This window comes from Shewanella sp. NIFS-20-20, from assembly GCF_019209865.1.
Taxonomy (GTDB): Bacteria; Pseudomonadota; Gammaproteobacteria; order Enterobacterales; family Shewanellaceae; genus Shewanella.
In genome coordinates this window covers 20,993-41,539 of the sequence record NZ_JAHUTT010000010.1, presented here as the reverse complement: position 1 = coordinate 41,539, position 20,547 = coordinate 20,993, and the positions used below count along the sequence as shown (strand labels likewise).

Sequence of the window (20,547 nt, the reverse complement as noted above, 5' to 3'; positions counted from 1 at the left end):
CATGGCAATCGATAGACGTACATTTATTAAAGGCGCTGTAGCCACTTCAGTGGGCGCCATGTTGCCGATTAATTGGGTGTTTGCCCAGAATCGTCCTTCAGGCATGACTCCCCTTGATGTGTCATCGTTAACTTGGTCGAGCGCTGCCGATTTACCGGATTATTTTAAGATTTTAAATACCAATCCAGTGAATGCTTATCCACCGGAGTTTATGCTTGACCCTATCAATACACCGGCCGATGTCGCTTTTATTCGCTGGAATGGCCAGTTACCTGATTTTGCGAATATTAACCCTAAGACTTGGACCTTCACCGTGGATGGTGAATCATGTGAAACGCCTAAGACTTACACCATTGATGAATTGAAATCTAAGTTTAAAACCCACACCTTAAAACTGACCATTGAATGTGGTGGTAATAGCCGCTCTGAATTCTTCCCGAATGCCAAAGGCAATCAGTGGAGTAATTCGGCAGTGTTCTGTTCTGAGTGGACCGGGGTACTGGTGCGTGACGTGCTTAATGACTGTGGCGTGAAAGCCGATGCGGTTTACACCGGCCATCACGGTGCGGATTTACATTTGAGCGGTAAAGGTGAGGCCATTTCCCGTGGGGTGCCGATTGCGGCGGCCCTCAACGATGACGCCCTGATTGCTTGGTCTATGAATGGCGCTGACATTCCTTATATGCATGGTTATCCATTGCGTATCGTTTTCGGTGGCCGCCCAGGCTCTGTGTCTCATAAAGCGGCGACGGGGATTAGCATCCGAAATAAGATCCATGATGGCAGTAAAATGGAGTCTCCAGCTTACAGTGTGCCGACTTATCCCGTCGCTCCTGGCGAAAAAGTAGATAATAAAGACTTTAAAATCATTGAAGAAATGATTGTTAAGTCGATTATTACTCACCCGCAAACTGGCACAGAAGCTAAGCTTGGCAAACCCCTTGAAGTGCGGGGACATGCGTGGGCAGGCTTACAAGATGTCGCCGAAATGCACGTCAGTTTTGACTATGGTGCGACATGGAAAAAGGCCAACTTATCTAAGCCGGCTAACCGTACCGCTTGGCAGCAATGGGATATCGAGTTAGATCTACCGCAAACGGGTTATTACGAAATTTGGGCTCGAGCCACCGATGCCCAAGGGGTGACTCAGCCTGTTATCCAGCCGCAGTGGAATCCAAAGGGCTATATGTTCAATGGTTGTCACCGTATTGCAGTAAGGGTGGTCTAATGACAAGTAAAGCATGTCGCCTTGCGACTGCCGTGGCTTGTTTAGCCTTAGCGCCAATGATGGCGCAGGCCGATAGCCAATACGGCGTAGATCCGGTGTCAGGACTCATCATGGCACCCGGCTGGGAAATGGTTAATTATCAGTGTAATGCCTGTCATACCACGTTAATTATCCCGCAAAATCCTGGCAACAAAGAGACTTGGCGCAAAACCATTCAGTGGATGGTGGATAGTCAAGGATTGTGGGATTTATCGGACACTTGGGAGCCCGTGTTGGATTATTTAGCCACTCACTATGGCGAAACCGAGATGGATATGTCTAAATTCCGTCGCTTGCCGTTGCCGGCCGATCAACAACCACCAATGGTGACTAAGGAGAGCAAATGAAGATGAAGATCTTAAGCCTCACCCTGTTGATGTTACCGCTGTCTGTGGCGGCTGACGGGGTAAGCGATCATGACCGTTATAATCAAGCGTTGGCTAAACTTAATGCCCAAATTCCACCCGCGTTAGTCGAGCATCAAGCGGATGCCGAGCGAGGCGGAACCCTGGCGATGCAACGTTGTATCGCTTGTCATGGTGAAGGCATGCTCAAGATGATGAAGACTTACCCCAGCCTGAATGGTCAGAAGTCGGCATTTATGGTGAAACAATTACTGGAGTTTAAGTCTGGTCAGCGGGTTAATCCGATCATGCAGGCCCAAGCTATGTCGTTAAGTGATGCGGACATCAAAGACATTGCGCTTTGGTATAGTCAGCAGCCGTTGATGAACTTGGCCCAATAATTAAGCTATCGTTTTCCCAATGAGACAATAAAGCCACTGATGTCAGTGGCTTTTTTTATCTTGCTTGATAATCAGCTAGCCCATGGATGCGCTTGTCGCTATCAGCTAAACGCAAGTCACAGGATACATTCGGTGCCAGCCAGTGCGGGGCAGACGTTTCACCAGCCCCGTGAGTAAACGGCTAAGCTACGGCATATCAAGCGCTTAGTGCCAACGAGCGACTTATCTGGCATTAAGCCAAAAAAAAGTGGTTAATAGCTTAACCACTTTTTTGTATTGAATTTTCTTAAACCATTCTTAGCGGTAAAATGCTTCGACGCTACCTTTGATGGTCATTAACAAAGGTTGGCCGCGGCGATCGAGTGCTTTGGCGCTAGGTACTTTTACCCAACCTTCGCTGATGCAGTACTCTTCGACATCAAAACGCTCTTTACCATTCAGACGGATCCCGATATCAAATTCAAAAATGGCTTCCACAAAGTGTGGGCTACGTGGGTTAACCGATAATCTATCTGGTAAGCTTGGGCGTGCAGTTGTGTCGTTCATAGTGGATTCTTGCTGAGAAAAAATTTGCGCTATTGTAGGCAAAGCTTGTCAGATGCTCAAGTGGCTCAGTCATAATTTGCGTTAAATAGTCTAGCGTAAGCCCATGTAGCGCTATGGTTAGGTTAATGGTTAGGGCAATACTTATCGCCCTAACGTTGGCGCTTCATTGGCGTGCTGCCAATGAGATTACACTTGACTGCGGATATTGGACTCCAACATGGCAGCAAAATCATGGCCATTATTGATGAGCATCTTCGGGAACATAGAAATCGGGGTCATACCGGGGAAAGTATTGATTTCATTTAGCAATATTTCATTGTCAGCGGTTAAGAAGAAATCGATACGCGATAAATGGCGCAACTTCATGCCGCTAAAGGCCTTAATGGCATAGCGACGTATGGTATCACTTAACTCGGTGGACAAATTGGGCGCTACCACATGGGTAATGGCTTGGCTGCTGCTGTTGTATTTTTCATCAAAGCTGTAAAAGGTATTGGAGGCACAGACAATCTCGCCGGGTAAGCTGGCAACTATTTCGCCTTGATACTCGTACACAGCCACTTCTAATTCACGGGCAATAATGGTTTTCTCAACAATCACATAAGGACTGTAGCGAAACGCGTCGCTCAGAATAGCCGGGATCTGCGCCGGATCATCGACTTTATAACACCCCACCGATGAACCTTGGCTTGCGGCTTTGACAAAGATTGACCCCCATTGTTGCAGGGCATCTTCGGTGCGGCGGATAGCGTCGGGGCTTAACTCGTCCAAAAACAAAGAGGGAGTATTGGGGATGCCTAGTGCCGAGAACCACATCTTGGCGGTGACCTTGTTGAAGCAATTAATACTGGCTTCCCCTTGGCAACCAAAGTAGGGCAAGTTAATCAAATCTAACCACGACTGAATATCGCCAGTTTCACCAGGATAACCGTGAATACAAGGCACTACATAGTCAACTTTCCAAGCCGCGATGGCGGGATCTTCGCTCACCAATTGATGATCGGCATTCAGTTGCACTAGCTTGCCATCGAGGGTTTGATACTGACCGCCGGCCAGCATTTCTACTTGCATCAAATTGACGCCAGCGATGGATTCTAAATTGGACTTTAGATAAGCCGCAGACATTAACGAGATGGCGTGTTCGCTACTGCCACCGCCACAGATTAATAACAGGTTAATTGGGGTCATTACTTCTCCACTGTGCCTAAATGCACACTTAGCGCCACAGTGTAATGCTAAGTGTGCGCTAGGCAAGATGTTTAGTGTTTATCTGCTGAAAAATTCGGCCAAATTCGCTCAGCTAAGCCTGAGGCTCGGGCGGTTCTTTGCAAGCTGGCTTGCTCAAATACTCGAGACACTCCAAGGCAAGTAAATGCCGCCTTAGCACGAGTAATGGCGGTATAAATTAGCTCTTTAGTTAATAATTGTTGCTGCGCCGGACTGGGACTAGGCGGTAACACCAACGCCACATGAGCAAACTCACTGCCTTGGCTTTTATGGACCGTCATGGCAAAGCAGGTTTGATGGCTAGGTAATCGTGCGGGTAAGACGGTTAATATGGTGCCGTCAGCCTGAATAAAATGCGCCATTAATCGAGGTTGCTCTTGGCTGTTATCTGGCAAAATCAAGCCAATATCGCCGTTAAATAAGCCTAAATTGTAATCATTGCTTTGAATGATGATGGGGCGCCCCGCATAAAACTCCTGCTCAGGTCGGATCAATCCCGCTTGTTTTAATGCTTGAGTGACATGAAGGTTAATGCCATCGACGCCGTACTCTCCGGCGCGGGTCGCACATAGAATTCGAAATTGGTTATAGCGTTCAATGATGATTTCCGCGCTAAAGTCGGCGCGGTAAATAATGGCGAGATAGTCGCGATATTGCTCGCAGGCTAACTGTTTTAACTGTTCAAGTCCGGATTGATGCGGGCCATCGTCAAACCACTGTAATTCTTGATATCCTTTTTGCCATGCTTGCCTAATGGCCATGCGTGAGCATTCATTGACTGCTTTAGCCAAAATACCAATGCCCGCATCCCCGACAAAGCGATGACTATGGCGTAACATGCACAGATTATCGCCAAGGCCTGGCTCATCACACACGAATTGAGACATAATGTGACCGGTCATCTCTGTTAGGCTTGCCGCAAATTCAGGGCTATAGCGCATACGCCAACCGTCGGCATCGTGTAAACCGGCGCAGATATCTGCCAGCACGGCGCCGGCTTCGACTGAGGCCAGTTGGTCTTGATCACCCAGTAAAATTAAGCGAGCATGTGCTGGCATGGCACTGAGCAAGCGCTGCATCATCGGCAAGTCCACCATCGAGGCTTCATCGACCACTAACAAATCCAGATGGAGCGGGTTATCACTATGGTGACGAAATTGATGTGAATGCGGTAACACCCCAAGTAAACGGTGCAAGGTCGAGGCTTCTTCGGGGATCTTGGCTAAGGCTATTAGGGCATCGTGGCGCGCAGCGTCTTGTAATTCGGCGCTTAAGCGGCGCTTAGAGGCTTTAATGGACTCACTTAAACGGGCGGCGGCCTTACCTGTGGGTGCCACTAACTTAATGTTGAGCTCGTTTTGTAAACAAAGTAACAGTAATAATTTGGTGACTGTGGTGGTTTTGCCTGTGCCAGGCCCGCCGGTAATAATGGCCAATTGCTGGCAGAACGCCGTGGCCGTGGCCACTTTTTGCCAATCGAGACTGTCTTGGGCAGGAAACAAGGTATTGAGGGCACTGATGCTGGCTTGTGTATGCGGGTAACCATGCTGTGATAAACGGGTCAAGGTCGTGGCGACTTGGCATTCAAAATCGTAATAGCGTTTTAAATACAGTTTGCTGCCATCTAAAATCAAGGGTTTATCATCACCAGGCTGGCCGATAGGGGCTATTTGCGCTAATGCTTGCAAACACTCAGGTAAGCTGGCGTTGATAACGCATTGCACCTGACGTTCGCCTAAGGGATTGCTAAAGTCTAATTCATCGAGTTTCAAGCAGGGGTGCTGGGCTGAGAGTTGCCGACTCAGTAGGGCGCAAAACAGTAACAATAGATCACTGTGGCTTTGATGGATCTGATCCATTTGGTTGGCAAAGTGCCTATCAAGCGGGGTCAATAGCCGCAGTTGTTGCCAGTGTTTAAGCAACAGTGGCATGGGCATAGTAACTTGGATCATAAGGCCGGCTCCATGGGGGTGTTGGCATCACGTGGCGGGGTTTGCAATAATTGGTCTAATGCTTCAATGAGTGCCAGTGGCGGTTTGTCAAAAAATACCCCGCGCTCAGGATGTTGCGGCGACATCCCCCGTAAAAATAGATAATAACAGCCGCCAAAATGGTGGTCGTAGTGGTAGTTACTTAGGCGTAAGCTTAAGTATCTGTGCAAGGCAAGCGTGTAGATCAGATACTGTAAATCATAGCGATGACTGCGGATGGCATTGGCCATCGGTATTTGTTGATAGTCGTTAAAGTCGCTGCCTAAATGATTAGATTTATAATCGGCGATATAATAGCGGCCTTGATATTCAAAGGTTAAATCGATAAAGCCTTTAAGCATGCCTTGAAAACCGTCAAAACGTAAATCGCCGCTATAGCCATAACGGGTAAGCAGGCTCGATAAGGCTCGGTCATCTAAAGAGGTCGTGGGTAGGTAAAATTCCATCTCCACCAGTTTTTTCTCGGCAGATAATTGGGCTAAACAAAAGTCGCTGCCATGGCTAGTTAATGGGCTGGCTAAAATAGCCTGATACCAATTGAGCAGCTCGGGATACCATTGCTCATCAATTTGATATTGCGCCATGGCTTTGGGCAAACACTCCGCTAAGCTTTGCTGCGCTTGGGTAAAGTCCACCATTTCTAATACAAGGTGCATGAACGAACCGGCATTGGCTCCACGCTCGAAAGTAAATCGGCTCAATGATTGCTCTTGATTGAGTTCTGGTTCCGGCGCCATGATGACGGCATCGCTGCCGCCCTCATCATCCACCCCAGGTTGTACTTTCTCATAGGCAAGATGTTTGACTAAACCAGAATAACTGCCGACCCGCCACGGAGTGTGATTGCGGGCAATGGGTTCTTTCGCGCTGAGTTGAGCTTGCTGATGGCTGTCAGCAACAAAGGTTTGCGCCGTAGCCAGCACATCCACGCTATTTGAGCTCATCACGGCAGCGTTGCTGTTAACGACTAAATGCTTTACAGCTGCTTCGATGTCAGCCGCCGCGGTATCCTTGCCTATGATCCCAAGGAGATATCCGATGGCGGTGTCTTTAAGAAAACTGGTGATATCGCCTTTTTTGGAGATACGGCAGTGATTGGCAATATACAAATAACAGCGATACACGGGGCGAGTCAGCGCCACATACAAGAGGCGTAAATCTTCGGCTAGGCTTTCAATTTTAGTTTGCTCCCAGCCATCGTCGCTACCATCAATATCCCAAATCAATTGTTCTTGTTGATGATACAGCATTGGGGTTGGCCGCCGTGTTTGATCCCGCGCCAGACTGACAAAGGGAATAAAACACACTGGGTATTCCAAGCCTTTACTTTTGTGGATAGTCACAATTTGCACTAGGTTTTGTTCGCTTTCCAAACGTAACTGTTGCTCTTCAGCGCCTTGATTAAATTCACGTTCTTGCTCAAACCAATTCAACAGCGCGGTCTGGCCATCGAGCTCTGCCGATTTTTGCTGCAGTAATTCTGCCAAATGGCGAAAATCGGTTAATTGACGATCGGCATCGGCATCTTGTTGTAGGCGTGCTAATAAATTGAGTGAGTCAGCTAAATTGAGTAGGGCGGGCATAATGCCGCGTCGCAACCACAATTGATGGAGTCTGAAAAATTGCTCCAATATTTGGGCGCGCATCTGTTCAGACTGATTAAACTGATGGATTTGTGATGCACTAAAGCCAATTAAGCGACAGGCTAACGCGGCTCGAATGGCACGCTCGTCTTTAGGATCAACTAACGCCCGCAGAATGAGCACCATTTGCCGAGCTTCATCGGTTTCTAACACACTGTCACGACTTAAAAATACCGCGCCAATTCCCCGTTGCGTTAACGCATCACGCATCACGTTGGCTTCATTGCGATCGCGTACTAGTACGGCAATGTCTTTGGCCCGTATGGGCTGAGGTTCGCTTTTACCTGAGGCGAACAGTGCTTGGTTGTTTTTAGCTAAATTGAGTAAACGTGCGATCTCGTTGCTGGCATCCGCGGCTAAATGCTTGCGAGCATTGGTTTTATTTAGACCTTTTTGTGGATCTTCGGCCAATAGTCGTAGCTGGAGTGCGGCGCTTGAGTTGGGCTCGATAATGGTCTTTTTGCCTTGATCGGCCGCCTTGACATCATCAAAGCTAATAGCCTCACTAATAAAGGGATCTTGGCTATTAGCAAACACTTGATTGACGGCATCGACCATGTGAGTGGCCGAACGATAGTTGGTATCGAGGTGGTAATGATGCTCGGTTTGTTTACGGGCCGCAATATAGGTGAAAATATCGGCCCCGCGAAAAGCATAAATAGCCTGCTTAGGATCGCCAATCATCAGCAAGGTATTGGCGGTAGGAGCCTGATTAACCGCGGGATAAATGCCCGAAAAAATAGCAAACTGGAGTGGATCTGTATCTTGGAACTCATCAATGAGCGCCACAGGAAAGCGTTTAGCAATGCTTTGCGTTAGTTGTTTACTAATGGCTAATTGAGCGTGAGTATTGACGTCGATGTCTGCCACATCGGCGGCGCTCAGTGCTGTGCTGGTGTCATTTTGAGGGCTAACTTGGCTGTGCAAGCCGCCAATCACGGTGGCGAGAGTAACCAGTAAGTCATCTGGACTAAGAAGATTACGCTCTTGCTTTAGTTGTGCTGTGCGAGCATTGACTTGCTGGCGAGCATCAAGCAAAAACGCGGGGATCAAACCTCGGATGGTGATGTTTAGTTCTTCAATTTGTGCCAATAAGGGCGCCTGCGCGGCCGTGGGAATGACGCCGCCTTTTTTAAGCTTAAGCTGAGATAAGGATAATTGGTCGAGTAATTTAGGGGCCGGTAGACCGTGATGAAACTGACACCAATTGTCCATTTGCGCCATCATGGCCGCGAGTTTCGGAAACTTATCGGCTTGCTTACCATAGCTGGTGCCATTGAGGGGTAATTGATGTAGCAATTCTTCAAGGCTATCTCGACTTCGAGGCCATTCAAGTTTGAGTCTCGCGACCTGTTGCAACAAGCGCTCACTTAGGTGAGAAAAACTCTCCACCTGGCGATTAACCTTAGCCTGACTTGCCCCCAGTAATGGCCGAATTTGTTTCAATAAATCCGTGGGTTGATTGAAGTTGTCAAACACCGCAGCAGCTAATACCTCGGGTAATTGATAACAGGCATGGCGCCAAAAATCGCGCACACTATGCTGTAAATATTGGCTGTCGTCTAAGGTAAATTCCGATTCAAATAACAATGCTGATTCAAAAGCCATATCTGATAAAATTCGCTGACAAAAGCCATGAATGGTGTAGATGGCCGCTTCATCTAAACTTTTCAGCGCGAGATCTAAACGCCGCAGCGCCATGTTGCGCGCGGATGCTGGGGTGCTGTCATATAACCGGTTGATAAAGTCGTCAGCCACGTCTAGCCCAATAAAACGCTGATAACACGCTTTAATTCGGTTGCGGATCCGATCGCGTAGCTCTGCAGTGGCGGCATTGGTAAAGGTCACCACTAAGATTTGTTCACAACTTAGCGGCTCCCGCGCGTCATCACCTAATAGTAAGCGTAAATACAGGCCGGAAATCGTGTAGGTTTTGCCGGTACCGGCGCTGGCTTCGATTAAGCGGCGATCGAGTAAAGGTAGCGTTAATGCATCGAGTGCGGTGGCTGTCATGTGTTGGCTCCCATCACAAAATCTTGAAGCTTGCTAAGGGGGTCTTTGTGATAAATGCTGAGCATAGGTTGATATATCCTGTGAGCCACTTGGGAGAAACACCAGATGTCATCTTGGTGGTCGCTAAAATCATCAGGGAAGCTGAACAGCCGGGCATTATGAGGATCTGCGCCATCGCCAAAGCCAGAGTCATTGAGCCAGATAGCTGCTATTTCTGCCAGTTTTTGCTGATGATCTAATTCGCTATCTGCCTCTTGATACGCCAATGAGGTCTGCGCCATAAACATTAACGGGCGTTGCAGCCCTGCAGTAAAACACGTTATTAATTCAATGAGTAGGTTTAAGGCTTGATCTTGGGCCACGGGGTGTAAACAATGAAAATGACCGGCGTCTAACAGGTAGGACGGCAGGGCTTTACCGCTAGCATTCAAACATAAATGACGTAAATATAAGCGCATTAAATCTTTCGGTTTGGTCGTGCCAGGACGAACGTTTATCAGGCCCTTGGGATAGACATCATCGATGCGGCCCACCAATGTGATGCCTTGGCAGTCTAACTCAATCTCCACCGGTGTCGGCGGCGCAACTTGACCCCGTAAGAACAGGCATCGTTCGATTAATGCCGCAATGTCACGCCGGTATTGGCTAAGGGTCAGTTCATCAAATGGGGCCATGGGCAGTTGACCTGCCGCTTTTAATTCGTCAATCAGTGCCATCTCAATCTGGCCGCGATCATTGCCAAGGGCATTATCGAGCAGTTGCTGTTGCACTTGATAGCGTTGCAAAGGATTAAGCTCAAAAGGCTCATCATTGCTCTGGCGGTCAATATCGACACGTAAGTCAACTTTGAGGCTATATTGAAAGAAATATTGCGCTGGATTTCTGAAGAAACGGATTAAGGTCGCCAGTTCAATGGTCGTGGTGACATCGACCTGCGCTTGAATGATGGGCTCTGAAACAAAGGCTGGGCTCACGGGCTCAAGCAGCGGCACCGGGCACCACTGCGCCGCATAACTTTGCTGATTATTTTTTTCAAAAAGCTTGGCATCAAAGGGTTGCAGCGGTTGCTCAATTAACAGTTGCTGCAACAATGCTTGCGCGGCCTGATGGCCTTCATGAGCTAAGATCGCCACATCGTCAGTTAAGCTTGGAGTCATGGCGGCCGGACGATAACACAGCTGACAATATTCGATTAATTCCGACACCAACATGGAACTAATTCGCTCGCTGTTATCGCGTTCACTGTGGCCGATAAAACAGATGTAAAGTTGCTGCCGTGCCGATAATAAAGCTTCAAGAAACAAGTATCTATCGTCAAGCCGGCGGGATCTGTCGCCACGTCTAGGGCCAAGATGTGCCATTAAATCAAAGCCGACAGGGTGTTGTATGCGCGGGTAAACACCGTCATTCATGCCTAATAAGCACACATGTTTAAACGGAATGGAACGCATTGGCATCAAGGTGCAAAAGTTAACACTACCTGCAAGGTATCTTTGACCCACGCGCGACTCGGTTAGCTGGCTGGTAAACCATTGGCAAATCACGGCTAACGGCATAGCGCCATCAAAGCCAGATTGACTTAACTGTTCATCAAAGGTGGTTAATGCCGTCTGAATAAGGTTGAGATCTTGGTTATCGTCATCGTCAGACAAATATATGGATTGTGGCAACTGATTGAGGATTTCAATGCGAGTATTGACGCTGGCCTCTTGACTCATTTGTTGCCTAAAACCATCTAAGACTTCGATAAAATCTAAGAGTTTTCCTAAGGATTGCGCATTTTGACCTTCAATGCCTGCGACCGGTAAATCGCCCAAATAGACACCGGCATCATCACCAAGCGCATAACCTAAGATCATGCGGCGGATCCCAAAGGCCCATGAATGTTTATCAAATGCCGGTAGCCCAAGTTGAGCACGGTTGTGCGCATCGCGGCCCCAGCGGACTCCGGCGTTTTGTAACCACAGTTTAAGCTGTTCTAATTCTTCTTCGTGAATATCAAAACGGCGCATGACGGCGGGAACTTCAAGCATACTTATGATATCTGTCAGGCCAAAGCGACTGTTATCAAGCTGCAGTAAATTAAGGAAGCTATTAATCAATGGTGACTCTTGCGCGGCGCCGCGATCAGCGATGGCGTAAGGAATATAATGATTGCCTTGTTTGGCACCAAAGACCGCATCGATATAGGGGGCATACGCCGCGACGTCGGGCAGCATCACCACAATATCTCGGGGGGATAACTTGGGATGTTTATCCAATTGCGCCAACAGGTGATCGTGGAGGGTTTCAATTTCACGCAATGGACTGTGACAACTGCGTAAACAAATGGAATCATCGTCTTGAGCTAACCCCCGACGTTGCTTGATATTAAGGTATTGTTCAAGCTCAGGGCCTAATGACACCCCAAGGGTCGACATATCTAAAATATCATTTTGAATACCCGACAATAAGGTATCGTCATTGGCGCAGGCAAAGGCTTCATGCCACTGGATATGCGTAGGCGGCAACTCAAGTAGCATGTCGAGCATTTCCCGGCCCATTTTACCGTTATTGGCCAGCAAAGGATTACCGACCTCAAGAGTCTCTTGCCATAGGGCCGGCAACTGTTTTTTATCACTATAGGTGAGCGCCATGCGTGCGCGGGCTTTGGGGTCAATAATATCGCCCCAATAATGCTGACAAGGGCTGAGATTCAGCATATAGACATCGATATTACTGGCTAAGGCGTAAATCACGTCCAAGGTTTGCGGGGCCATCGACGAGATACCAAATACAAACAAGCGGCTCGGCAGTTTATGTCGGCTTTTGCCTGCGCAGAGAGCGCCGATTAACGCTTGATGTAAGTTAGCTCTGTGATAGTCACTTTGATTGAGTACATCGCGATTGTAGGCCACCAGCGCACGCCATAACAGCGGTTGCCAGCGATGCTCAGCGCCAATGCTTGGTTGAGCCTCAAGCTCATGTTGTTCCCACGCTAAAATCCAATCGGGGCGATAGACCAAATATTGGTCAAAAATATCGGCGATTCGGCCACACAACTGATACAGCTTGAGCGGGTTATCTTCGCCGAGGTAATGGCGCAAGGGGGCAAAATCATGGTGGCTTAATAACTGGGGTAATAACGCCATTAACTTCCAGGTCATGGCCGCTTTAGTAAAAGGGTTTTCCTTGGGGACATCATCGAGCAGTAAATAACACAACTGCCAAATAAAACTTGAGGGTAGCGGAAACTCTTGCGCCGCGGCGATGCCATTTTGCTCGGCAATATTGAGTCGTAACCACGTCGACATCCCGGGACTTTGCACCAAAATTTGCTCTTGGCTAAGGGCCGAGTCACCCCGGTCGAGACTGAGAAGTTGTGCCAATTTCTGAGCGAGCAATTCCATTTGATTCGACTGGATCAGGTGTAGCATAGGGGACTCAATAATAGAATAAAAACTCATTCTATTCCTTTGATTACCCCCATTCAACTGCATGGCTTAAGCTTGTTGGCTTATTGAGCAAGTATCACTTTGATGGACCCAACAGATGCAAAAATTTCAGTCGCCAATGTAATTGCCATAATAACCGTCGGCAGATTTTCTCCCACTGGGAGCTTGCCTCGTTGTTGCTCGGTTGATAGCGCGCTTCAATAAATGAGTGATAGAGCGCGAGACTGGCGGCTTGCAGTTGCGGATAGTGCTCACCAATACACTGATGAACTTGGCTAGGGGTCGCAGTGGTTGATAATCCATGCCATTGAGTGAGTTGCTGCATTAATTTGCGGTAGCGGCGAGCCAAGGGATCATGACGACGATTGCGAAATGCGATATGGGGCAGAACGAAAATTAATACTGCCATGGTGGCAAAGCCGGTAAAGATCATTAAGGCCAATTTTAGCGGGGAAATATCGCCAAGCAATTGGGTTAATAGCTGTTGTTGCTTGTCAGTGTTGTAACCTAATACCCATTGACTCCAGTAATAATCGACCCGGCGCAACTCTTCTTGCAACCGGATAAACCACGCCTGTTGCTGCAGGCGTTGGGCCAACAGATGGCTGTCGGCTAAATAGGACTGTTGCGGTGAAAATACCGCATCAAAACCATCTTCCACCCGTTGAGGGGCGATCATGGCCGTAGGATCTGCACGTACCCAGCCTTGCTTCGCTATCCAGACTTCGGCCCAAGCATGTGCCATGTATTGGTAAACACTGACAAAGGAATTATCAGCGCTGATTTCACCGCCTTGATAGCCGCTTACGATCCGTGCCGGCATGCCTGAGGCGCGCGCTAAATACACCAATGCAGAGGCATAATGGCCGCAAAATCCCCGTTTATGGGTAAAGAGGAAATCATCAATTTGCGCCGGCCCTAACCTCGGCGGCGTTAACGTATAGTAATAGGGTTCAATTTGAAAGTGTTGCATTATGGCACTTAATCGCGCTTGCGGATCAGGATATTGTTGGCGGAATTTGTTGGCCAAGGCGAGGGTTTGAGGATTACGCTGCGCAGGTAAGGCTAAGTTACTGGTTAATTGCAACGGGGTTAATTGTTCGTCCATGACATATTGACTGACGCTCCTGACACGATAGGCTAATTTCTGCACGACTTTTTTTGAGGCTAATAGTCGGTATTGAAACGTATTATAGGCCTCATCAGATCGACTAAAGCCAGTGTCTAAACTGACTAACCAAGATTGATAACTCGGCTCCATGATCACTTGGTATTGTTTACCGCCACCGGGATAGACGCGTGGATCTGGCGGCGATAACAGCGATTGTTCAGCAGATTTGACATCGGGGCGCTGAGTCCAACGTTCACCATCGAATTGTTCTAATACAATGGCGCGCCAATACAGTTCGGCTGGTGGCGGAATCGCACCATCGAAGCTCACGTTAAAAGCTAAACTGTCGGATCGGGTCAGTTGATTGATATCGGCTAAGGCCATGCTATCGGACAAGCCCGTGGTTGCACCGCCCAATTGGGGGGTGAGCCATAAAGGCGGTAATCTTGGGATAATTAAAAAGAGGACCAAGGCTAATGGCGCACTGATCAACAGCCATTTACTGATAGCAAATAGCGCAATACTGGGATGAATTTGACTGATGTACAGACTCATCAAGGTGGTGATATTGAGCGTGACAATGATCAACATCATGACGCCCGCACCAATAGATTGATTGTCGATAAAGCTTAATGCCACTAAAAAGAAGCCCACTAACACAATGGCATGAATATCCCGCTGCCGCCTTATTTCAATAAATTTGAGTCCGTACCCCAAAATTAGTAGATTCATCAAGGCATTAAGTGCACCAATTTGCTTGGCTACTAAGGCGAGTGTTGCGGCGGCAGCTAACGCTAAGCCTGACACCAATAATCGCGGCGGTTTAGCCACTTTGCCGAAATAGATACCCATTCGCCACACCCAGCAAATGGCAAAAATGCCAAGACTCCAAGTGGTCGCGTGATGGCTTAAGGGCAGCAATACCGCCAGATTGACAATCAGTAACCATAATTGTGTGCGCCGCGGGATTAATTGATCATTCATCAATGTCTCTCCGACTCATGGGGACAGACGCGAGGGCTTGCAGGCAGCGGATACGATGTGACTCGCTATTATCTGGTTCAAGGCGGAGGTCATCAATGGCTAAGCCAACACAGATTTGCTGTTGAATAAGCTCGTTAATTTTATAGGTCAGTTGACTAATCGCCAGTTCTTTAGCCTGACCTGTCAATGGCGGTAAGGTCAGCCACTGCGGGATCCCTTGTGGTTGATGAAATTGCTTAACCTGCATGCCTTTGCCTTGAGCCCATTGTTTCCATGCCACCATATTGAGTGAGTCACCCCGTACATAATGACGTAATCCCATAAATTCATCTGCGCCAATCATCGGGGCACCCTTGCCCGATAAATGGTTATCGGTTACTAACGATTGTTGACGGGTTTTTGTGGCGATTGGGGTGGCGTAAACCCAAAAAGCATTAGCAAGATTGACATGGGTCCAAGCGCGGCATAGTCCCAACGGATACACACTGGCTAGAGTCAGCCGAGGTGGTTCAATATGACCACGGCGCACCGCAATGTAGGGAATTTGCGCCTCATGACCTTCGTTATCTAGAGTGGCGACGGTAACACTGAGCTTGGGGTCATAATAGAGCTGCAAATGGTGATTTTGGTGGCGACTGGTCAACCAAACTGGCACGCCTAAGGTGTTACCTTGATAGGTTTCGGGAATGGGCAGGGCGCTCAGTTCGATACCGGCTAAATTGCGATAACACACCAAAATGCTGGTAATAAATAAGCTCAGCATAAACAGGCCGAGGCCAATGATGAGGTTGTTTTGGTAGTTGGTTCCGAATAAATACAGCACCAACACCATCACCACCCAAGCCAGACCAAAACCTGTGGGTAATATAAAAATACTGCGGTGACCTAAGGTCACTTGCCGAGCTGCCGGTAAGCGCTTATTGAGCCATTGTTGCCAAAAATGATGGCCCCTTGTTGACTTAAGCCATTGTCTCATCAGCGGATGGGATTCACTTGCGTGAGAATATGCTGACACCAAGTGTCGCCTTGACCATCACTGTGACTGCGCAGTCGATGCTGACTCACAGCGACAAATACGGCTTGGAGATCTTCGGGCAAAATATAGTCGCGATTTTCGAGCACAGCCCAGGCTTTAGCGGCTTGCAACAAGGCTTTGCTGGCGCGGGGAGATAGTCCGGTGACTTGCGAATCTTGGCGACTGGCATGCACCAGCGCCAGTAAATAACGTAATAAGGCATCTGAGGCACTCACTTGTTCAACGCGTTGTTGTAACGCCACGAGTTCGGTTGGGCTTAAGCATTGCGCCAGCGTTGAGGGCGCAATGTGGCTGTTCATCGACTTAAGCATCAACATTTCCGAGTGATTGTCTGGGTAACCCAGAGAGATCCGCATCATGAAACGATCTAACTGGGATTCTGGCAACATAAAGGTGCCAGACTGTTCACTGGGGTTTTGGGTCGCAATCACAAAAAAAGGTGAGGGCAGTCGATGGGTTTTACCATCGAGAGTGACTTGTCGTTCAGCCATGGCTTCCAGCAAGGCACTTTGGGTTTTGGGACTGGCACGATTAATTTCATCGGCAAGTACCATTTGATGAAAGATAGGTCCTGGATGAAAGACAAACTGACTGTCTTGTTTATCAAACAGGGTGACCCCTAAGATGTCCGCCGGCAGCATGTCACTGGTAAATTGAATACGCTGATAACTGAGCCCAAGACTGGCAGCGATAGCATGGGCTAAGCTGGTCTTGCCCATGCCGGGTAAATCCTCTATCAATAAATTGCCCCGGGCCAGAATGCAGGCGAGAGCGAGTTTAATGGCTTGGGGCTTACCCAGTAGCACTTGCTGTAGCTGGTTGATAAGCCCATCAAGTTGGTTATTCACAGGTTGACTCCTTGTCTCATCGCTGCGTTATTTTAGTTTAGTTCTATTTAATCAGTAGTTAAACTCAAGTTCCTGCGGATTAAACAAGGGCGTTAATGCGTCGTTGCCGTGTAAGGCTTGATAAATGATCCGATAGGACACGACGGCCTGAACATATTCTCGGGTTTCTTTAAAAGGAATACTTTCGATAAAGGCCATGGTGTCCAGTTGACCATCGGCACGCTTGAGCCACGCATTAATACGACTCGGGCCGGCATTGTAGGCGGCAATAGCCAAGACGCGGTTGCCTTGATACTTATCAAGCAGATACTTGTAATAGCCGCTACCTATGTTGGCGTTGTAGTCGGGATCATAGAGCTGCTGGCTGTGACGGAACGGCATGTTGTAGCGCTTGGCGGTTTGTTTAGCCGTTGCCGGCATCACTTGCATTAGCCCTAAGGCGCCCACGCCACTGCGCGCTCTTGGGTAGAGTGCACTTTCGCGCCGAGCAATCGCCATGATTTCAAATAAATCGACTTGATGACGCTTGGCGGCAGGTTCCATACTGGATTGGTGAGCTAAGGGGAAGCGTAAGTCGAGGTGATCCCAATATTTGCCAGAGATACTGGCTTGGACGGCATAATCGTCCCAACCAGTTTGCAGTGCCAATTGTCCATAGGCCATTTTGTCTTGGCTGTGATTGAGTAAACTTAGCCATTCCGATCGCGCATCGCTGGTTTTATCGAGTGCTTTAAGCTCAATAATGCGTAGCCAGGCCGGTGCCGAGGTCAAGTTGGCTACCTGTTCTTTGGATAACTCTGGCAGGGCTTGATGAGTTAATTGATAGTCCTGGTGGAGCTGTTGCGCAGCAAAGAAACCGTAAAAATTACGTTGTTGACTTAATTGTTGCCACAACTGGCTATCGCTATTGGTGCGGGCTTGCCAATACAGCCAACGGCTTTTTTGGCGGCTGGTGGAGCTTAGCAGGGGTAAAAATTTGGCGATAGCCGGCTTATCATTGTCACGGATGGCCCAACGTAAGCGCATTTCAATTAAATCATCACTGCCAATGGCGGCCAAGCTGTCATCAACGCGGCCAAGGTGAGCCGCTTGTTGATGGATTAATACACGCCGACTGAGATAATGAGCCACTTGCTGGGTTTGTCGCTCGGATAACAGCCCTGAAGCTTGGTAAGTTTCAAATAAATCAAAAGCCTTATTTAAATCATTGCGAGCTAACTTGCGTAAACCTGTGGCGACGATATCGCCACTCATGGGGTTGTTGTGGCTAAATTGCTTGTTATTTCGTAATTGACGGGGATCACGATAGATTTTAATCAGCAACTGAGCCTGCGCTTTATGGGCGCCCATACTTCTAGCCAGATGATTGAGTAGTCCAGTTTGCCTCGCATCAAACGCGAGCATCATCCGCTGCCAGATCAGCGCTTCAGTCAATTTTCCGGCTTTTTTCCACGCGCTAAAGAGGGGGTCGCAGGCCTTAGGCTGCGAGTAACCATGGAGCCATAATGATTGTGCGCCTTGATAAGCATCAAGCTTATCCCCTTGAGCTAACTTGGCGCGGTAATAGTAACACTGGAGTTCAGTACTTCTTGGTCTACTTGGGCTTATGGCAAGAAAGCTCTGCCAGTCTTGTTGTTTGCCGTTGAGATCTAAAAATCGATGGCGCGCGCCAGCGTAAAGAGGAGACCCCTCAAATTGATTGACCCATGCTTTAAATTGCTCTGTGCTGAGGTTGTGCAGCGTGTCTATTTGCTCATGATAATTGAGGTAAAGGGTGAGAGGGTATTGCCCCAAACGCTGCCTAAGTTGTTGATATTGTGCTGTGTCACCCTGGATTTGAGCCTGGCGGGCATCTAAATATAATTGTTGTTGTGCGCTGGGCTCAGCGTGCAGAGAATGCGCCATAAAGGTCAGCATGCCCAGAGCAATTCGTGTCAGCCATATTCCGTTCATGATAATTCAACTCCTTGAATATGAATGCTATTGCTCATTCGCTTGATTTAATGCCTGTTCCAGCAGCTGGCGATCGAGTTGTTTGCTGGTATCGACACCTAGTTGCTGCATTTGATGGGCTTGACGGATAAGATTCCCTTTGCCAGTCGCCAACTTACTCATGGCATTTTGGTAGCTCTTTTGTGCCGTATCCAAGGTTCGACCTAATTTATCCATTTCTTCGACATACCCGCATAATTTATCGTGGATCCGTCCGGCTTGCTTGGCAATTTGCTGGGCGTGTTGATTTTGGTATTCATAGCGCCAAATGTTCTGGATAGTGCGTAACGCCACTAACAAGTTGGTTGGGCTCACTAGCATTATATTATGGTCTAAGGCGAAATTAATGATACTAGGTTCTTTATCCAGAGCTAACAAAAACGCCGGTTCAACCGGGATAAACATCAGCACATAATCGAGGGTTTTGATGCCGTGCAGTAGCTGGTAGTCTTTTTGGCTTAAGCCACGAATATGCTGACGCATCGATAAGAGGTGGTCTTTTAGGGCTTGTTGTTGCTCGGCGGCATCCTCACTATTGTAGTAACGCTCATAGGCGACCAAAGACATTTTGGCGTCAATAACAATATCCTTATCTTGCGGTAGATGGACGATAACATCGGGTTTAAACCGTTGCCCGTGCTCATTTTTAAGATCTGCCTGCGTATGATACTCATGGCCTTCGCGTAAGCCGCTTTCTGATAACACCCGCTCGAGAATGACTTCACCCCAGTTACCCTGTTGCTTATTATCTCCTTTAAGCGCTCGGGTAAGGTTGATAGCGTCTTGGCTCATTTTTACATTTAAACGTGCTAACTGATTCAATTCATGCTTGAGTGCGGAGCGCTCATTTTGTTCGTGTTGATATGACGCGTTAATTTGCTGACGAAATCCTTCAAGCTGCTGTTTTAACGGGGCTAATATATGGCCAATATGGGTGGTATTTTGCTCAGTTAATTTGTCGCTGCGCTCCTCAAAAATGCGATGTGCTAGTTGTTCAAATTGACCTTTTAGTCGCAATTCCGCATTTTCTAGTAGGGCGATTTTATCATTAAGCGCTTGTTGCTCTGCGTGGTGTTGCGCCGTTAATTTTTGATTTTCTGCATACTGTTTAGATAACGAAAGACGAATTTCATCTAGCTTATGTTCCTTTTCAACCAGGGTTTTTGCTAGATGTGACACCTGTTCGGCCTTCGCGGTTTGACTACCGAGTTCTGACAATAAGCTATCGAGTTGATATCGCTGTTGCTGACATTGTTGTTGAATCGTATCGAGTTGGCTATCGGCTTGCTCTAATTCCTGCTGTAACTGGCTTAGCTGTTGTTGATGTTCCCGCTGTGTGTGTTCGGTCATCGCCAGCCATCTGGCCCGAGTTTTCTTTTGATTAAATAGGGCACCTAACATAAGACAAAGAAGCGAAATGGCGGCGATGACAATCCATTGCGAAAGACTAAAAAATACCAAGAAATCCATGAAAACGACCAGTAACGATGACATTGCCCCTAGAGTGGCATTTCATGATGCTGGCAGCAAGAGGCGCTTGAACGGTTGCGATTTTTTTAAACAGGAAATTTTTTTGAGCTTGAGACTGTCTATTGCAGTATTGAACTTTCGTCAATGTGATTGGCGTAAAGGAATACTTGCAAACAACATCAATCTCAGTGATTTATTGGCAGATACCCTTCATGCAGTTCTGCGCAGTTTGTGAGGGTT

14 protein-coding genes are annotated in these 20,547 nt (G+C 47.9%); 4 read left to right on the top strand and 10 right to left on the bottom strand.

The window, feature by feature from the left end; genetic code table 11:
* Window position 1: 1 nt before the first annotated feature.
* From KU855_RS05275 to KU855_RS05265, 3 genes are read left to right on the top strand one after another with little or no spacing between them, the layout of a single operon-like run.
* Window positions 2-1,228, top strand: a complete 1,227-nt coding sequence (locus tag KU855_RS05275) for a sulfite oxidase (RefSeq protein ID WP_218529259.1) — start codon at window positions 2-4, stop codon at window positions 1,226-1,228.
* Window positions 1,229-1,284: 56 nt separating this feature from the next.
* Entirely contained in the window at window positions 1,285-1,614 is a 330-nt protein-coding gene (locus KU855_RS05270; RefSeq protein WP_256260892.1) for a cytochrome C, read from the top strand.
* Window positions 1,611-2,012: a cytochrome c gene (locus KU855_RS05265; protein ID WP_218529257.1), complete on the top strand. Its 402-nt coding sequence runs from the start codon at window positions 1,611-1,613 to the stop codon at window positions 2,010-2,012. Before KU855_RS05270 ends, KU855_RS05265 begins: the two co-directional genes overlap by 4 nt.
* A 297-nt stretch (window positions 2,013-2,309) precedes the next feature.
* Here KU855_RS05265 and KU855_RS05260 read toward each other — a convergent pair whose 3' ends face one another.
* From KU855_RS05260 to rmuC, 10 genes are all read right to left on the bottom strand, one after another.
* Window positions 2,310-2,558, bottom strand: coding sequence for a DUF3297 family protein (locus tag KU855_RS05260; RefSeq protein WP_218529256.1), 249 nt, complete (start codon window positions 2,556-2,558; stop codon window positions 2,310-2,312).
* Window positions 2,559-2,744: 186 nt separating this feature from the next.
* Window positions 2,745-3,746 (bottom strand): D-alanine--D-alanine ligase, encoded by a 1,002-nt coding sequence (locus KU855_RS05255; RefSeq protein WP_218529255.1) that lies wholly within the window; start codon window positions 3,744-3,746, stop codon window positions 2,745-2,747.
* 71 nt (window positions 3,747-3,817) lie between these two features.
* Window positions 3,818-5,737 carry an exodeoxyribonuclease V subunit alpha gene (gene recD / locus KU855_RS05250; protein ID WP_218529254.1) on the bottom strand — a complete coding sequence of 640 codons (1,920 nt, stop codon included), beginning with the start codon at window positions 5,735-5,737 and terminating at the stop codon, window positions 3,818-3,820.
* Window positions 5,734-9,432 carry an exodeoxyribonuclease V subunit beta gene (gene recB, locus KU855_RS05245; RefSeq protein ID WP_218529253.1) on the bottom strand — a complete coding sequence of 1,233 codons (3,699 nt, stop codon included), beginning with the start codon at window positions 9,430-9,432 and terminating at the stop codon, window positions 5,734-5,736. The genes recD and recB overlap by 4 nt, the downstream gene beginning before the upstream one ends.
* Entirely contained in the window at window positions 9,429-12,848 is a 3,420-nt protein-coding gene (gene recC / locus KU855_RS05240; RefSeq protein ID WP_218529296.1) for an exodeoxyribonuclease V subunit gamma, read from the bottom strand. Before recC ends, recB begins: the two co-directional genes overlap by 4 nt.
* 94 nt (window positions 12,849-12,942) lie before the next feature.
* Window positions 12,943-14,961 carry a DUF3488 and transglutaminase-like domain-containing protein gene (locus KU855_RS05235; RefSeq protein WP_218529252.1) on the bottom strand — a complete coding sequence of 673 codons (2,019 nt, stop codon included), beginning with the start codon at window positions 14,959-14,961 and terminating at the stop codon, window positions 12,943-12,945.
* The gene (locus tag KU855_RS19045; protein ID WP_218529251.1) at window positions 14,954-15,976 is read right to left on the bottom strand and encodes a DUF58 domain-containing protein; all 1,023 of its coding nucleotides are present in this window, start codon (window positions 15,974-15,976) and stop codon (window positions 14,954-14,956) included. The genes KU855_RS05235 and KU855_RS19045 overlap by 8 nt, the downstream gene beginning before the upstream one ends.
* Window positions 15,937-16,845, bottom strand: coding sequence for a MoxR family ATPase (locus tag KU855_RS05225; protein WP_218529250.1), 909 nt, complete (start codon window positions 16,843-16,845; stop codon window positions 15,937-15,939). The genes KU855_RS19045 and KU855_RS05225 overlap by 40 nt, the downstream gene beginning before the upstream one ends.
* A gap of 51 nt (window positions 16,846-16,896) precedes the next feature.
* A complete protein-coding gene (locus KU855_RS05220) occupies window positions 16,897-18,798 on the bottom strand; it encodes a transglycosylase SLT domain-containing protein (protein WP_218529249.1) in 1,902 nt (633 codons plus the stop codon).
* 27 nt (window positions 18,799-18,825) lie between these two features.
* Window positions 18,826-20,307 (bottom strand): DNA recombination protein RmuC, encoded by a 1,482-nt coding sequence (gene rmuC, locus KU855_RS05215; protein ID WP_218529295.1) that lies wholly within the window; start codon window positions 20,305-20,307, stop codon window positions 18,826-18,828.
* Between rmuC and KU855_RS05210 the strand changes: the two genes are divergently transcribed.
* On the top strand, window positions 20,255-20,542 hold the full coding sequence (locus tag KU855_RS05210) for a hypothetical protein (protein WP_218529299.1): 288 nt from the start codon (window positions 20,255-20,257) through the stop codon (window positions 20,540-20,542). The two genes, rmuC and KU855_RS05210, sit on opposite strands and share 53 nt — an antisense overlap.
* The last annotated feature ends 5 nt before the right edge of the window (window positions 20,543-20,547 follow it).

What these genes read in the sequence shown, in the direction of transcription:
- KU855_RS05220 (WP_218529249.1), bottom strand. Translation starts at nt 18,798, where the DNA reads ATGAACGGAATATGGCTGACACGAATTGCTCTGGGCATGCTGACCTTT.
- recC (WP_218529296.1), bottom strand. Translation starts at nt 12,848, where the DNA reads ATGCTACACCTGATCCAGTCGAATCAAATGGAATTGCTCGCTCAGAAA.
- rmuC (WP_218529295.1), bottom strand. Translation starts at nt 20,307, where the DNA reads ATGGATTTCTTGGTATTTTTTAGTCTTTCGCAATGGATTGTCATCGCC.
- recD (WP_218529254.1), bottom strand. Translation starts at nt 5,737, where the DNA reads ATGATCCAAGTTACTATGCCCATGCCACTGTTGCTTAAACACTGGCAA.
- KU855_RS05260 (WP_218529256.1), bottom strand. Translation starts at nt 2,558, where the DNA reads ATGAACGACACAACTGCACGCCCAAGCTTACCAGATAGATTATCGGTT.
- recB (WP_218529253.1), bottom strand. Translation starts at nt 9,432, where the DNA reads ATGACAGCCACCGCACTCGATGCATTAACGCTACCTTTACTCGATCGC.
- KU855_RS05235 (WP_218529252.1), bottom strand. Translation starts at nt 14,961, where the DNA reads ATGAATGATCAATTAATCCCGCGGCGCACACAATTATGGTTACTGATT.
- KU855_RS05270 (WP_256260892.1), top strand. Translation starts at nt 1,285, where the DNA reads ATGATGGCGCAGGCCGATAGCCAATACGGCGTAGATCCGGTGTCAGGA.
- KU855_RS05210 (WP_218529299.1), top strand. Translation starts at nt 20,255, where the DNA reads ATGGCGGCGATGACAATCCATTGCGAAAGACTAAAAAATACCAAGAAA.
- KU855_RS05255 (WP_218529255.1), bottom strand. Translation starts at nt 3,746, where the DNA reads ATGACCCCAATTAACCTGTTATTAATCTGTGGCGGTGGCAGTAGCGAA.
- KU855_RS05275 (WP_218529259.1), top strand. Translation starts at nt 2, where the DNA reads ATGGCAATCGATAGACGTACATTTATTAAAGGCGCTGTAGCCACTTCA.
- KU855_RS05265 (WP_218529257.1), top strand. Translation starts at nt 1,611, where the DNA reads ATGAAGATGAAGATCTTAAGCCTCACCCTGTTGATGTTACCGCTGTCT.